Origin of the sequence: Corynebacterium sp. HMSC066C02, assembly GCF_001814945.1 — a bacterium.
GTDB classification, from domain to species: domain Bacteria; phylum Actinomycetota; class Actinomycetes; order Mycobacteriales; family Mycobacteriaceae; genus Corynebacterium; species Corynebacterium aurimucosum.
Genome location: NZ_KV818452.1, coordinates 44,012 through 58,024, shown reverse-complemented (window position 1 = coordinate 58,024; position 14,013 = coordinate 44,012). Strand labels below are relative to the sequence as shown.

The 14,013-nt window shown below is 63.8% G+C and carries 12 protein-coding genes; 6 read left to right on the top strand and 6 right to left on the bottom strand.

Translation table 11 applies throughout. The features are described 5' to 3' along the window. Positions 1 to 4: 4 nt before the first annotated feature. From HMPREF2996_RS07110 to HMPREF2996_RS07100, 3 genes are all read right to left on the bottom strand, one after another. Positions 5 to 616 carry a DUF1707 SHOCT-like domain-containing protein gene (locus HMPREF2996_RS07110; RefSeq protein WP_236659372.1) on the bottom strand — a complete coding sequence of 204 codons (612 nt, stop codon included), beginning with the start codon at positions 614 to 616 and terminating at the stop codon, positions 5 to 7. A gap of 19 nt (positions 617 to 635) precedes the next feature. Further along, positions 636 to 1,865, bottom strand: a complete 1,230-nt coding sequence (locus HMPREF2996_RS07105; protein WP_070730749.1) for a cation:proton antiporter — start codon at positions 1,863 to 1,865, stop codon at positions 636 to 638. A 69-nt stretch (positions 1,866 to 1,934) separates the two neighbouring features. Beyond that, positions 1,935 to 4,832 (bottom strand): (Fe-S)-binding protein, encoded by a 2,898-nt coding sequence (locus HMPREF2996_RS07100; RefSeq protein WP_070730747.1) that lies wholly within the window; start codon positions 4,830 to 4,832, stop codon positions 1,935 to 1,937. On the opposite strand from HMPREF2996_RS07100, the gene HMPREF2996_RS07095 reads away from it, so the two are divergent. The 3 genes from HMPREF2996_RS07095 to HMPREF2996_RS07085 are packed head-to-tail and all read left to right on the top strand — an operon-like array spanning position 4,831 to position 6,575. After that, positions 4,831 to 5,517 carry a DUF6230 family protein gene (locus HMPREF2996_RS07095; protein ID WP_246823003.1) on the top strand — a complete coding sequence of 229 codons (687 nt, stop codon included), beginning with the start codon at positions 4,831 to 4,833 and terminating at the stop codon, positions 5,515 to 5,517. The two genes, HMPREF2996_RS07100 and HMPREF2996_RS07095, sit on opposite strands and share 2 nt — an antisense overlap. Beyond that, positions 5,507 to 5,971 carry a DUF6114 domain-containing protein gene (locus HMPREF2996_RS07090; RefSeq protein WP_246823002.1) on the top strand — a complete coding sequence of 155 codons (465 nt, stop codon included), beginning with the start codon at positions 5,507 to 5,509 and terminating at the stop codon, positions 5,969 to 5,971. The genes HMPREF2996_RS07095 and HMPREF2996_RS07090 overlap by 11 nt, the downstream gene beginning before the upstream one ends. 28 nt (positions 5,972 to 5,999) lie before the next feature. Beyond that, entirely contained in the window at positions 6,000 to 6,575 is a 576-nt protein-coding gene (locus HMPREF2996_RS07085; protein ID WP_070730745.1) for a hypothetical protein, read from the top strand. Between the two features lie 2 nt (positions 6,576 to 6,577). On the opposite strand, the gene HMPREF2996_RS07080 is transcribed toward HMPREF2996_RS07085, so the two are convergent. The 3 genes from HMPREF2996_RS07080 to HMPREF2996_RS07070 form a co-directional block, all read right to left on the bottom strand. After that, positions 6,578 to 8,521 carry an ABC transporter ATP-binding protein gene (locus HMPREF2996_RS07080; protein ID WP_070730744.1) on the bottom strand — a complete coding sequence of 648 codons (1,944 nt, stop codon included), beginning with the start codon at positions 8,519 to 8,521 and terminating at the stop codon, positions 6,578 to 6,580. Further along, positions 8,522 to 10,240, bottom strand: a complete 1,719-nt coding sequence (locus HMPREF2996_RS07075) for an ABC transporter ATP-binding protein (protein ID WP_070730742.1) — start codon at positions 10,238 to 10,240, stop codon at positions 8,522 to 8,524. Between the two features lie 192 nt (positions 10,241 to 10,432). After that, a complete protein-coding gene (locus HMPREF2996_RS07070; protein ID WP_070711632.1) occupies positions 10,433 to 10,849 on the bottom strand; it encodes a methylenetetrahydrofolate--tRNA-(uracil-5-)-methyltransferase in 417 nt (138 codons plus the stop codon). A gap of 162 nt (positions 10,850 to 11,011) precedes the next feature. Here HMPREF2996_RS07070 and HMPREF2996_RS07065 point away from each other — a divergent pair, with 162 nt between their 5' ends. From HMPREF2996_RS07065 to HMPREF2996_RS07055, 3 genes are read left to right on the top strand one after another with little or no spacing between them, the layout of a single operon-like run. Further along, positions 11,012 to 11,794, top strand: coding sequence for a phosphoadenylyl-sulfate reductase (locus HMPREF2996_RS07065; RefSeq protein WP_070730740.1), 783 nt, complete (start codon positions 11,012 to 11,014; stop codon positions 11,792 to 11,794). Next, positions 11,794 to 12,690: a sulfate adenylyltransferase subunit CysD gene (cysD, locus tag HMPREF2996_RS07060; protein ID WP_070564002.1), complete on the top strand. Its 897-nt coding sequence runs from the start codon at positions 11,794 to 11,796 to the stop codon at positions 12,688 to 12,690. The genes HMPREF2996_RS07065 and cysD overlap by 1 nt, the downstream gene beginning before the upstream one ends. After that, positions 12,690 to 13,982 (top strand): sulfate adenylyltransferase subunit 1, encoded by a 1,293-nt coding sequence (locus tag HMPREF2996_RS07055; RefSeq protein WP_070730738.1) that lies wholly within the window; start codon positions 12,690 to 12,692, stop codon positions 13,980 to 13,982. Before cysD ends, HMPREF2996_RS07055 begins: the two co-directional genes overlap by 1 nt. Positions 13,983 to 14,013: the final 31 nt, after the last annotated feature.

The following is a 14,013-nucleotide window of genomic DNA, read 5'->3' as shown; positions in this document are numbered from 1 at the left end:
TATGTTACTTCTGGTTCCACTGCTCCAGCTTGCGTTTGGCCAGATTCATCGCATCCCCAGTAATTTCGCTTGCTTGGCGCCGCCGTTCCGCCCACTGCGCCTGCTCCAACGCCCGCATCTGCGCGCGTTCTTCAGCGCCGGCGGCCTTCAGCTCGCGCATGCGCTGGCGCTCGATCTGGCGCGGCGACGGACGGTGCCAGGACTCCGGGCCCACCTTGGCCACGTAGAGCATGATCCACAACGCGGGGATGAGGAAGAGCAATCCGGTGCCGGTGAGTGCGGCGGTGACGCCGGACAGAGCAGCGAAGGATGCAATCGAGCCGAAAAAGAGCCCAAGGGAGCCGACCAACGCGGTGGCCAAGCGGGGTTTCCGGGTTGATTGGTAGGCGCGGGCGACCTCACCTTGGGAGTAGATCTTGAGCTCGCTGCTGGCCTTGGTGGGGATATCCATGAAGACATCTGCTAGTTCGCGGCGGGTCGTTGCCTGCATCACCGCGTCGGTGCGCTCCTCAAACTCATCCATGGTGAGGCGACCTTCACCCAGTGCTTGGGCGAGGTCGTTGACGGCGTCGGTCCGTTCGGCGTCGGAAAGCCGCATGCTGAAAGGATTAGTCACATTGGCTATTTTAACAGCCTTAATCCTCTGCCTTTGCGGGTTCCTTTTCGCGCACAAGGCTGGAGAGGAACGGGAAGATTGCAACGGTGAGCGCGCCGCCGGCGATGAAGATCGAGGCGATCTCAGAATCGACGATGCCCGAATCCACCGCTAGCGTCATCACCGCCACGATAATGGGCAGGCCGGTCGCCGCGTAGAGGGCAACCTGGATGCGTTCGCGGGTGGTTTCGACGTTGGAGCCGGTTTGGTGAAGGTTTTCGCGTAGGAACACCGGCAGGCCACGGGTTACCAGGATGAGCAGCGGGATGCCGAGGACCTTGATGGGCTCGTCCATGATGACGTTCCAGTCAATCGCCATGCCGGAGACCACGAAGAAGACGGGAATGAGCATGGAATAAAAAACCACGTCGAGGCGGTTTTCCAAGCCTTTATGGAACTCATCGGGAATGATGCGGTTGAGGATGATGCCCGTTGCAAAGGCGCCCAGGACGATGTCGAGTTCGAATACCGCCGTCACTGCCATGAGGATGGCCAACATCAGGATGATGAGACGCATGATGGTTTGGTTGGTGGAGCCCGCCCCGGAGATGAAGGCGTCCTTGAACCACGGCATGAGGGTGGTAATGGCGAAGGGCATGACGGCCACGGTGACCGCGATTGCGATGAAGGCGAGAAGAATCAGCATCGTTGTCCACGTGGAGCGCGTTCCCAAGAGGAGCGCCATTGCAGTAATTGGCGCGACCTCACCGATCGCGCCGTGGATGACCACGGAATCGCCCACTCGAGTGCCCAGGAGTTTGTCCTGTTTGAGCATCGGTGTGATGGTGCCCAGAGCAGTCGAGGTCAAAGCGATGGCCATGACGATGGCGCTGGGGATGTCATCCATGAGGAAGTAGGCGCCGACGCCACACGCCACCACGCAGATGAGCCACGTGGATAGCCCTGTGGCGGCTTCCCTCGATTTCAGGGCGGCGAGGTCAATTTCGAAACCCGCAAGGAGGAACAGCGCGCCCACGCCGAGCTCCTTGAGCATGCCAATGCCGGGGTCTTCGTGCGCCAAGCCCAACATCGAAGGGCCGATGAGCATGCCGAAGAAAATAAGCAGCGCCACGGCCGGCATCTTCTTGCCTAGGGCATGGGATACCAACGGTGCTAGCAGCGCTACCACCATGATCCATGCGAAGGACACCAGCGAGTCGGTGTAATTGCTTTCGCCCGAGGCGAGGACGTAGGTCACGTCAGTGTGCATGGAGTAGAGCGTACCTGTGGGGTATCAGGCACGCCTACCTTGCGCGGCGTTGATGTGGCCGACGTCGCACTAGTCCTTGCTTTCCGACGCCCCTTCCTCCGGAGCCTGCGGCGCAGCCGGAGCCTTCGGCGGGGGAATCGGCGCGGACGGAGCGGCGGGTGCTGCTGGCGCAGTCGGAGCTTTCGGCACCGAAGGAGTATCCGCAGGTGCTTGCGGTGCCGCGGGCGCCGCCGGAGCTGCGGGTGCTTGCGGTGTGTTTGGCGTTGTTGCAGCCTTGGGCGCCGCCGGGGGAATTGCTGGCGCTGCCGGAGCGCCGGGAACGTTTGGTGTTGTCGTAGCTTTGGGCGCCGCCGGGGCAGTCGGTACAGCGGCCGCGTTTGGCGTCGATGGTGCACCGGGTGCCTGGGGTGCGGCAGGTGCTGCGGGGGCGTTCGCTGGTGCCTGGGGCGCGGCGGGTGTGTTCACTGGTGCCTGCGGTACAGCGGTTGCGTTCGGTGCCGGAGTGTTTGCAGATGGAGCCCCGGGCGCGTTCGGTGCGGGCGGTGCTGCAGGTGCTTTGGTAGCACTTGGTGCCGTAGGAGCAGTTGGAGCTCCTGCCACCTGAGGCGTAGTTGGGGCCTGCGGGGCACTGGGAGCCGTTGGCGAAGCCGCGCTGGGTGCAGTCGGCGTTGATGGCGCCTGCGGTGCGCTCGGCGCGGCGGGTGCTTGCGGTGCGCTCGGCACGGCGGGTGCTTGCGGTGCGCTCGGCGCGGCGGGTGCTTGCGGTGCGCTCGGCGTGCTGGGGGCAGATGGCGCTGCGGGCGTGCTCGGCGCGTTGGGCGCGGATGATGACGCGGGCGTGCTTGGCGCTGCGGGTGCTTGCGGCGCGGTGGACGGGATGCTGGAAGCCTCCTCCGAGGCGGGCTTTTCTGGGACGGGTTCGCGGCGGGGAGTATCGAGGAAGGCCTTCTCGCGCGCGGCGGGAAGTTCGCCAGTGGGGGCAATGGCGTCGCGCAGCATGAGCGCCACATCGCTGACCTGTGTCTGCGGCGCGATGGACTTCACGCCACCGGTGAGCATGACATTGCAGAACGGGCAGCCCGTCGCAATCTGCTCCGCGCCCGTCGCCACGGCCTGCTCCGAGCGGAACTCATTAACCCGATTTCCCAAGTTTTCTTCCATGAACATGCGCGCGCCACCGGCACCGCAGCAGAAGGCCGCATCGCGGTTGTGGTCCATCTCCGCAAGCGATGCACCGGTCGCCTCCACGAGCTCACGCGGCGGGTCGAAGACCTTGTTGTGGCGGCCCAGGAAGCACGGGTCGTGATACGTGACGGGTCGGCGGTTCTCCGGCGACCGCGGCACGGGCACGAGCAGCTTCTCCCGCACCAAACGGTTGAGCAGCTGCGTGTGGTGCAGCACATCGAAATGGCCGTCGAAGTCCGGGTACTCGTTGCGAATCGTGTTGAAGCAGTGCGGGCACGTCGTGATGATTTTGCGCTGGCCCTTCGGGACGCCGGCGAAGGCGTCGTTAAGCGTGGCAACGTTCTGCTCCGCCATCACCTGGAACAGGAACTCATTGCCGGCACGGCGCGCCGGGTCACCGGTACAGGCCTCGCCCGTGGCCAGCACACCGAACTTCACGCCGGCGGTGTGCAGCATGTCCACCACCGCGCGCGTCGTGGCGCGGCCCTTGTCGTCGTAAGCACCCGCGCAACCGACCCAGAACAGGTACTCCAGGTCCGAAAAGTCGGCGGCGTCCTCGCCGATGATCGGCACCTCGATGCCGTCGGCACGCGCCTCATCAATCCACGCGCGGCGCTCCGAAGCGTTGCGGCCCCACGGGTTGCCCTTCGTCTCCATGTTCTTAAACAGCCCGGTCAGCTCCGACGGGAAGTCGGATTCCGCCAGCACCTTGAAGCGACGCAGGTCCGCCACGTGGTCGATGTGCTCGATATCCACCGGGCACTGGTCCACGCACGCACCGCAGTTGGTACAGGACCACAGGACGTCATCATCAATCGTGCCCGCCATCGCCAGCACGTTGAGCCCCTCGTGTGGGTTGTAGTTATCCAGCGCGCTCTGGCGCAGGTCCATCATGAGCTTCTTCGGGCTCAGCGGTTTGTCGGTGTTCCATGCGGGGCACAGGTCCTGGCAGCGGCCGCATTCGGTGCAGGAGGAGGCGTCGAGAAGCATCTTCCAGCTCCCTGGCTCGAGGTCCTCCAAGTCCGGCGTGGGGAGAGCGCCCAGCGCCTTCTCGCCGTCGGCGTTGCGTTGGAAGAAGATGTTGAAGAACGCCATGAAGCGGTGCCACATCACGCCCCATTGGAAGTAGTGGGCGATGCACGCGATGAACACCAGGCCCGTCAGCAGCTTCACCAGGGCAAAGAATTGCACCATGCTTGGCGACGCCTGCATAACCCCCGCCACACGCATCGTCAAGAAATCAGCCCACGGGGAGCCACCGCCGTACGTGGCGATGGCGGCGGCCTTGACGGCGAGCATGCCGAGGCCTTCGAGGAAGACGATGGCCTCCACCAGGCGTGCGGGGAAGACTTGCGAGTTGTAGAAGCGGCTGCCGCGATCGGTGTGGCCGAGCTTTAGGCGCACGCCGATGAGGAAACAGATACCGAGCACGGTGCCGATGGCGAGGACCTCTTCGATGAAGTGGTACACCGGCCAGTCGCTGAGCCACGGCCAGCCTTTATCGGGCGCGAAGGTTTGGATATAGGCCTCGAACCACACGATGGCGCCGAAGAGGAATCCCACCATCACGAGCCAGTGCGCGGCGTTGACCAGCGGCCGGCCTTTGAAGTGGGTATGGCCGAAGACTTCGATGAGCACGCGGCCGAGGCGCGCCATGGGGCGGTCGGTACGGTTCAGCTGTGTGGGCCCGCCGGAGCGGATGAACCGAAACAGCACCGTGAGGCGGTAGAAAAAGTACAGCCACACCGGGACCGATGCGGCGATGGCAATCCAGCCGAACATGAGCGCTCCTTTGATTGCTGCTGTGCGTGCCTCCTACCTTAAATCCTCGCCGTCTAAATCAGTGAGTCAGGATTCAGCTATCATCTTGAGGGCTAAGAATTCAGGAGGCGTTGTGGGCAGAATCAATGTTCCGAAGGCCGCAGTGGGCCTCGTTGCGGGCTTCGCAGCATTCGGAGTGGCCGGAGTTGCGGTTGCGCAGGGCGGTCTGACGGCGAATCTGGCGCTCTCGGGTACGTTCTTCAACGTCAACATTCGTCACTTGGAAGGCGATGGCTTTTCCTTGTTTGTGGATAGCGACAAGAAGGGCGAGGAGGATGTTCCCACCGCGCGGCTAAAGATGGAACACGCCGTGGCCTCGGATTTGTGTCTTTATGTCACCACTGACCTGCCTGCGGTGGGGGAGTCCACGCTCGCGCTCAAGGCGAAGGGCGATAACAGTGTGGAGGCCACTGGTCTCCTCGTTGGTGCGTCGAATATCGAGGGCTCGCTGGTCATGCAGGACGCGAACGTGGGCATCGACGCCAGCCAGCTGTCCCAGTCCGCCGACCCGGGGACGTGGGGCCTCTATGCCAAGCAGGTTTCGCTGACTGCCGACGACGTCCGTGCCACCTCCCTCGGCGCGAAGACGCTATCCGCAAAGAACGTGGGCGTCTCTGTGGAGCGGGGCCGCGACAATGTCTGCTGATCACGCTAGGGATTCCGACGCAGCACTGCATGGAGCAGAAGCGCCGGATTCTCTCGATGTCGACCAGGCTGTAGCTCCCGCGGCAGCCACAGGCGGGGTGTGGGCGCGGTTTAAGGCGTGGCGTGGCCGGCGGCCGTTCTTTCCGGGGTTGCTGCTCATTCTTTCTGGCGTTGTCATTGCCTTTCCCGCCTATTTCACGGTGCAGATTTCAGACCTGCTCGTCATGATTTCTACCGTGTCGGGTGTGTCCACGCTGCTCATCGGGGCGCTGTTGGCCATGTTTGGCCTCGGCGCGTGGTTCCGCCCGGCCACCTCAACGTACCTGGGAGTGCTCGGCATCATCGTGGCGGTCATCGCGCTGCCCACCTCTAACCTGGGTGGCTTCCTTATCGGCTCAGTACTCGGCATCGTTGGCGGCGCGCTGACCTTGGCCTGGGAGTCTAGCGATGGTTAATTGCCGTCGTTTGCGTTGGCATCAGAGCGTGGTTCGCCTTACGCGCGTGAAGGCCGGGGTAGCCGTGCTCAGCGCGCTAATCCTGGGGAGTAGTGCGGGACTAGTTGGGGCGCAAGTTGCGCCCGCACAACCTTATTTCTCCACCGTGACGGCTGATGAGGTGACGCTGACGGGGAACGTGAAAGCCTCGCTGGGCACGATGCCCACCCGCGACGGGGAGGTGCGCGTCCTCGAGCTCACCGGGGACCGCCTCGTTGTGCGCGATTTGGCTATCACGCTGCCGGGCAACGCCGGCGATGGCCTGCTCACTACGGACGACGCCTTGACCGAAGTGGAGGGTTCAGTGCGTATCGTGGCGACGTCCCTGACCTCCACGCCCACCGTCGAAGGCGTGCGCACCGTGCCCGTCACGGCGGATCTCACCAGCGACGATATCAATGCCGTCCTCGATCAGCTCGGGATTCCGCAACGGAATCCCGTCCCTGATACTGAGCTTCCCGACGCCCTCATGGAGCACCTTTCCTTAAGCGACGTCACCCTTGAGCTGGCGAACCTCACGGGTGACACGTTCTCGGCCCCGACGATGTCTGTGACCGTCGACTAGCGCTAGTCCTCGCGGAACTGGGACTGGTGGAGGCGCCAGTAGGCGCCGTGGGCGTCGAGAAGCTCGGCGTGGGTGCCCTGTTCGACGATGCGGCCTTCTTCCATGACGATGATGAGGTTGGCGTCGCGAATCGTGGAGAGGCGGTGCGCGATGATGAAGGAGGTGCGGTCCGCGCGCAGCGCGTTCATGGCTTGCTGAACGAGCACCTCGGTGCGGGTATCCACGGATGAGGTGGCCTCATCGAGGATGAGCAGCGCCGGCTGCGCCAGGAAGGCGCGGGCGATGGTGATGAGCTGACGTTCGCCGGCGGAAATCGCGCCGCCATCCTGGTCAATCTTGGTGTCATAGCCGTCGGGGAGGGAGTGGACGAAGCGGTCCACGTAGGTGGCCTTCGCGGCGGCGATGACCTCCTCGTCGGTGGCGTCGAGGCGGCCGTAGCGGATGTTGTCCATGATGGTGCCCTCGAAAACCACGGCGTCCTGCAGCACCATGCCCACCTGGGAGCGCAGCTCGTGGCGGGATATCTGCGCGGTGTCGACGCCGTCGAGGCGGATGGTGCCCGAATCGATGTCGTAGAAACGCATGATGAGGTTGACCAGCGTGGTCTTGCCAGCACCCGTGGGGCCGACGATCGCCGCGGTCTGTCCCGGCTCCACGCGCAGGCTGAGGTCCTGGATCAGCGGCTTGTCGGGGTCATAAGCGAAGTCGACGTCTTCGAATTCCACGAGCCCCTTCGCACGCCCACCCAAGCGGGAGGTGGGCTCCTCGGCGGGCTCTTCTTCGGCGTCGAGGAACTCGAAGACGCGCTCCGCCGACGCTACGCCCGATTGCACCTGCTGCATCATGCCGCCGAGCTGGCCCAGCGGCTGGTTGAACTCGCGGGAGTACTGGATGAAGGCCTGCGCGCCACCCAATGTCAGCGAGCCGGAGGCCACCTTGAGCGCGCCCAGCACCGCGATGACCACGTACGACAGGTAGGAGATGAACTGCATGATCGGCATCATCATTCCGGCCAGGAACTGCGCCAGCGACGCGGAGCGGAACAGCTCCTCGTTGCGCTTATCAAACTCCTTCGTCATAGAATCGATGCGCCCGAAGACAGTCGCTAGGTCGTGGCCGGAGAAGGCTTCCTCGACCTGTCCGTTGAGGTCACCGGTGGCCTTCCACTGCGCCTTGAATTGCTTCTGCGCGCGCGAGCCAATGACCGCAATCACCACCGCGGTCAGCGGCAGCGCCAGCAGCGCGACGAGGGCTAGCTGCCAAGACACGGTGAACATCATGACCGTGATGCCCACGACCATGAGCAGGTTGTAGAACAGCTGCGAGATGGCCTGTTGGAGGGCGGACTGGATGTTATCGGTGTCGTTGGTGGTGCGCGAGAGAAGGTCACCGCGCGACTGCGTGTCGAAGTAATTGAGCGGCAAGCGGTTGAGCTTGGCCTCGATGTTCTCGCGTAGGTCGAAGACCACCTTCATCACCAGAGAGTTGAGCAAAAAGCCCTGCCACCACTGGAAGAGAGAGGACACCACGTACATCGCAATCACGATGCCAATAATCGTGCCCAGCTTGGAAAAATCAATGCCGAAGCCGGGGTGCAAGTCCATTGCTGAGGCCATGTCGGCGAACTTATCCTGCCCACCCGCGCGCAGCGCCGCGATCGCCTGGTCCTTGGTTACACCAGCGGGCAGCTGGCGGGAAATGACGCCGGAAAAAATAACGTCGGTGGCCATGCCCATGACCTTCGGCGCGGCCACGGCGAGGAACACGCAGATGATATTCATCGCCGCAATTGCCCAAAGCTGCGCCTTGAACGGCGCGAGGAGACCAAAGAGGCGCTTGGCGGAGGGCCAGAAGTTCTTGGCTTTGCGCGGGGCGTTCTCGCCGGTCTTCTCCTCGATCTCGGCAGTGGTGTCTTCACTCAACGTAGCGTTGTCCTGCTCAGTCATTTATGCCACCTCCGAGGTCTTCTGGGATTCCACAATTTCGCGGTACGTCTCGGAGGACTCGAGCAACTCCCCGTGCGTGCCGCGGGCGACGACGCGTCCGGCGTCCATGACCAGAATCTGATCTGCATCCACAATCGAGCTCACGCGCTGCGCCACGATGATGGTTGTGGCTTCGGCGGTGTACTCGCGCATTCCGGAGCGCACGGCGGCATCCGTGAGCACGTCCAGCGCGGAGAAGGAATCATCAAAGAGATACACCAACGGGCGGGCGACGAGCATGCGGGCGATGGACAGGCGTTGGCGCTGGCCGCCGGAGACGTTGGTGCCGCCCTGGGAGATGTGCATGTCGAGGTCCTCAACAAAGTCCGCTTGGGCCACGCGCAGCGCGTTCCACAGCTCCTCATCGGTGGCCTCCGGCGCACCCAGGCGCAGGTTGGAGGCCACGGTGCCGCTGAACAGGTAAGGCTTCTGCGGCACGAGGCCCACACGCTTGACGACGTCTTTACGAGCCATCTCGGCGATATCGGTGCCGTCGAGAAGCACGCGGCCCTTCGTCGGGAGATAGAGGCGCGGGATGAGGGAGAGCGCGGTGGTCTTGCCGGAACCGGTTGCGCCGATGAGCGCGGTGGTGGTGCCGGGGGTGGCGGTGAAGGAGACGTCGTGAAGCACGGGCGTTTCGGCGCCGGCGTATTGGAAGGAGACGTTGTCGAATTCGACGACGCCCTCGGAGTGCTCCGGGGTACGGGGCTGAGCCGGCTCGGTGATGGAGGGTTCGTGTTCGAGGACATCGGTGATGCGGCGCGCGCAAATGATGGCGCGGGGGAGGATCATCGCCATGAAGGTGCCCATCATGACCGCGGCGAGGATCTGCAGCAGGTACTGCAGGAAAGCGGTCAGCGAGCCGACCTCCACGAGGCCTTCGTCCACGCGGTGGCCGCCGAACCACAGGACCGCGCCGGTGGCCACGTTGAGGATGACGGTGATGATGGGGAACATGAGAATGAACAGTTGGCCGACCTTGAGGGAGAGGTTGGTCAGGTCGCGGTTGGCGGTGCGGAAGCGCTCGGCTTCGTGCTCCTCGCGAGTGAAGGCGCGGACGACGCGGATGCCGGCGATTTGCTCGCGCAGGGTGCCGTTCATGACGTCGAGCTTGCCCTGCCAGGCGCGAAAGAGCGGCATGAGGCGGACGATGATGAGGGAGATGGCGGCCAGCAGCACGATGACGGAGACCGCGACGAGCCAGGACATTCCAGCGTCTTCGCGGATGGCCATGATGATGCCGCCGATGGACATGATGGGGGCGGTGACCATGAAGTTGAGGATCATCATGTAGACCATCTGGATCTGTTGGACATCATTGGTGCCGCGGGTGATGAGGGTGGCGGTGCCGAAGTTGCTCATGTCTTCGGCGGAATAACGGGTGACGCGGCGGAAGATATCGGAGCGCAGGTCGCGGCCGAGGCCCATGGCGGTGCGGGAACCAAACCAGATGGCGGCGATGGCGGCGAGAACTTGGACGAAGGCCACGATGAGCATGATGCCGCCGGTGTGCCAGATGTAGTCGATGTCTACTTGGGCCACGCCTCTGTCGATGATCTTCGCGTTGAGCGAAGGAAGGTAAAGCGTTGCTGCGGTGGATAGCGCCTGGAGGAGCAGCACCGCGATGACGTAGCCGGTATACGGCTTCGAACGGGATAGGAGGATACGTAGGAGTTCCATGTGCCAGCGTTTCGTGCATGTTGGCGGCCGCGCGGTTGCTGCGCTGGGCCGCTGAAGGGCATTGACCGCAAAAGTCTATCCGTTATGGTTGCGCGGGCGCTAGCCCGCGCGTCTAGCGAGTGCGGTGGTGCGAGGACTGGCGGCAGGCTTCCCCGTATCAACGCGCGAGCGCCTAGCTCGCGCGCTCGCGCGCTAGAAGCACACCGGTGCGCGCTGGGCCTGTTCCGTGACGGTGGCCCAATCTTCTACGTCGGCGGTGGGGTGGCAGAGGCCCTCCCATGTCGTGATGGCCACGCCGCGGGCCATGAGTTCCAGTAAAACCAAGTGGCGGTCGCCGGAGGCGGAAAGCTGGTTGAGATCCGAATGGTTGATGTCCGCGTCCGGGCCATTACCCACGCGCACGTTGCCGATAAGCCGCAGGCGCGGCGTGGTCCCCTTCGGGCATGGCGCGGCGATAGATTCTGCGCCGGAGAGCCCAGCGAAGCGTCGCAGCAAACCGAAGGGCGCAGGGCGCTGGCAGTACAGGTCCACGCACAGCCCGGCCCCGATGAGTCGCTCGGCGGTGGAGAGCGCTGCGGGGCCGTCCCCGACGATGGCTACACGCTGCATAAGAACCCCTTCAGTTCGGTAAAAATAGACTGTCTAGTCTGTAAATCTAGTCCGCTCGGTTCAGTCTGGCTAATTTTTATTCTCCCTACTACCCAAGCTCACAGCCCTCGCGCCCCTTAGTGGGGCTGCACACAAGCACAGCTGCCTTTAATGTGAGGAGTCATGACCGAACCGATTAACCTGCTGGACCGCGGCGACTACCGCGACCCCAGCATTAGCCCCGAAGGCACCCGCGACACCGCGCCGCTCGAGCCTGCCGTGGCCCAGCGCAACCAGGATCTCGTCGACAAGTGGGCCGATAAGCTCCACGATGCCTCCGCCGAAACGATTACCGCGTGGGCCGCCGAACACGCGCCGGGCCGGCTCGCCGTCACGATGTCCATGGAAAACACCGTGCTGGCCGAGCTCGCGCACCGCGCCCACTTAGACGCCGACCTGCTCTTCATCGACACCGGCTGGCACTTTCCGGAGACGCTCAAGGTAGCGGGGGACGTCGCCAAGCGCTATGCGGACCTGCCGCTGGTGACCGTGCGCCCACTGTTGAGCCCAGAGGAACAGGACAAGATTTATGGCCCGCGTCTCTATGCGCGCGACGTTGCGGCCTATAACCGCATGCGCAAGGTGGAGCCGCTCAACATGGCCATGGACCCCTACGTCGGGTGGGTCACCGGCCTGCGCCGCGCCGATTCCGAGCACCGCGCCACCGCCCCGGCGCTGAGCCTGGACCGCACGGGACGGCTGAAGATTTCTCCGATTATTACCTGGGACCTCGATAACACCGACGCCTACATCAAGGAACACGATCTCATCATTCACCCCCTCACCCTGCAGGGCTACCGTTCCATCGGCTGCGCGCCGTTGACCTTCCCGGTAGGCGAGGGCGAGGATGCACGCTCCGGGCGTATTTTCGCTGACGGCAAGACAGAATGCGGGTTACACGAATAATGACTCTTTCACCACACCTTAAAGATTTAGAGAACGAATCCCTCCACATCCTGCGCGAAGTCGCCGGGCAATTCGACAAGGTAGGCCTGCTCTTTTCCGGCGGCAAGGATTCCGTCGTCGTCTTCGAGCTCGCCCGCCGCGCCTTTGCGCCGGCCACAGTGCCCTTCGAGCTCATCCACGTGGATACCGGCCACAACTTCCCGGAGGTCATTGACTTCCGCGATCAGCTCGTCGCCGAGACCGGCGCCCGCCTGCACGTGGCGCTGGTCCAAGACTGGATCGACCGCGGCGACCTCCAGGAGCGCCCCGACGGTACCCGCAACCCGCTGCAGTCCGTGCCGCTGGTGGAGACCATCGCGGAGCGCGGCTATGACGCTGTCCTGGGTGGTGCGCGCCGCGACGAAGAACGCGCCCGCGCCAAAGAGCGCATCTTCTCCATCCGCGATTCCTTCGGTGGCTGGGACCCGCGCCGCCAGCGCCCGGAGCTGTGGGACCTGTACAACGGCGGCAAGATGGCCGGCGAAAACGTCCGCGTCTTCCCCATTTCCAACTGGACTGAGTCCGATATTTGGGAATACATCGGCGCGCGCAACCTGCAGCTTCCCTCCATCTATTATTCGCACCAGCGTGAGGTGTTTAACCGCAACGGCATGTGGCTGACACCAGGCGAGTGGGGCGGACCGCGCGAGGATGAACCGTTGGAGACCCGCACCGTGCGCTACCGCACCGTGGGGGATATGTCCTGCACCGGTGCCGTGGAATCCACCGCCGCCTCGCCGGATGAAGTGCTCGCGGAAATCTCCATTTCCACCCTGTCCGAGCGCGGAGCCACCCGCGCCGATGACAAATTGTCCGAGTCCGCCATGGAGGACCGCAAGAAGGAAGGCTACTTCTGATGACGACTACCCTCGCGCCGAATGTCGGCGCCCTCAAACAGCGCGATACTCTGCGTCTGTGCACCGCCGGCTCCGTCGATGACGGCAAGTCCACCTTCGTGGGCCGTCTGCTTTATGACACCAAGTCCGTGCTCGCGGACCAGGTGGAGTCCATGGAGCGTTCCTCCGCCGACCGCGGTTTTGACGGCATGGATCTCTCTTTGCTGGTGGACGGCCTGCGTGCCGAGCGCGAGCAGGGCATCACCATCGACGTGGCCTACCGTTACTTCGCCACCGAGAAGCGCACCTTCATTCTCGCCGATACCCCGGGCCACGTGCAGTACACGCGCAATACGGTGACCGGCATGTCCACGTCCCAGGTGGTGGTGCTGCTTGTCGACGCCCGCAATGGCGTCGTCGAACAAACCCGCCGCCACCTCAACGTCGCAGCACTCTTGGGCGTGCGCCACGTCATCCTGGGCGTGAACAAGATCGATCTGGTGGACTATGACGAAGCAACCTTCCGCGATATCGAGTCCGAGTTCAACGAGGTTGCAGCGCGCTTGGGTATCACCGATTCGGTGGCCATCCCGATTTCTGCGCTCAAGGGCGATAACGTGGTGGAGCGCTCCACCACCATGGATTGGTACGAGGGGCCGACGGTCCTTGAAACGCTAGAGACCGTCCCCGTGGCCACCGGCCGCGCCGATGACCTGGACTTCCGTTTCCCTATCCAGTACGTCATTCGCGAACACGCCTCTGACTACCGCGGATATGCCGGCCGCGTGAAGGCCGGGCACGTGGCGGTGGGGGATGAGGTAACGCTCCCGGGCGGGCGCACCTCGACCGTCACCGCGATTGACACCACCGATGGCTCGCTTGCTGAAGACGAGGCGGCGCGCGCCGGCGACTCCGTGGTTCTGCGGCTGGCCGATGACATCGATTTGGCTCGCGGCGACCTCATCGCCGGCACGCAGCGCCCGGAGGAGGTGCGCGAATTCGCCGCCACCGCGGTGGTCCTCACGGACAAGGAGCTGCGCGCGGGACAGATGGTGAAGCTGCGCTATGGTGCGGCGCTGGTCAAGGCCCGCGTGGCGTCGGTGGAGCGCATCCTCGACCTCGATGGCGTGGCCGATGTTGAGGCGCCGGAATCAGCAGCCCTCAATGACATTGCGTTCATCACCGTCCAAACCCAGGCGGAGCTTCCCGTGGAGGATTATGCCGCTCGCGGCGCGGTGGGCAATTTCTTGCTCATTGATCAGTCCAGCGGCAACACCCTTGCCGCCGGCTTTGTAGGCCAGCGCCTGCGCTAGTCCCCCCTTAACCCGCGGCTTTATGGCCGCG

Coding starts and splice junctions, on each gene's coding strand:
- HMPREF2996_RS07065 (WP_070730740.1), top strand. CDS start 11,012: ATGACCGAACCGATTAACCTGCTGGACCGCGGCGACTACCGCGACCCC.
- cysD (WP_070564002.1), top strand. CDS start 11,794: ATGACTCTTTCACCACACCTTAAAGATTTAGAGAACGAATCCCTCCAC.
- HMPREF2996_RS07090 (WP_246823002.1), top strand. CDS start 5,507: ATGTCTGCTGATCACGCTAGGGATTCCGACGCAGCACTGCATGGAGCA.
- HMPREF2996_RS07075 (WP_070730742.1), bottom strand. CDS start 10,240: ATGGAACTCCTACGTATCCTCCTATCCCGTTCGAAGCCGTATACCGGC.
- HMPREF2996_RS07105 (WP_070730749.1), bottom strand. CDS start 1,865: ATGCACACTGACGTGACCTACGTCCTCGCCTCGGGCGAAAGCAATTAC.
- HMPREF2996_RS07070 (WP_070711632.1), bottom strand. CDS start 10,849: ATGCAGCGTGTAGCCATCGTCGGGGACGGCCCCGCAGCGCTCTCCACC.
- HMPREF2996_RS07100 (WP_070730747.1), bottom strand. CDS start 4,832: ATGTTCGGCTGGATTGCCATCGCCGCATCGGTCCCGGTGTGGCTGTAC.
- HMPREF2996_RS07095 (WP_246823003.1), top strand. CDS start 4,831: ATGAGCGCTCCTTTGATTGCTGCTGTGCGTGCCTCCTACCTTAAATCC.
- HMPREF2996_RS07055 (WP_070730738.1), top strand. CDS start 12,690: ATGACGACTACCCTCGCGCCGAATGTCGGCGCCCTCAAACAGCGCGAT.
- HMPREF2996_RS07080 (WP_070730744.1), bottom strand. CDS start 8,521: ATGACTGAGCAGGACAACGCTACGTTGAGTGAAGACACCACTGCCGAG.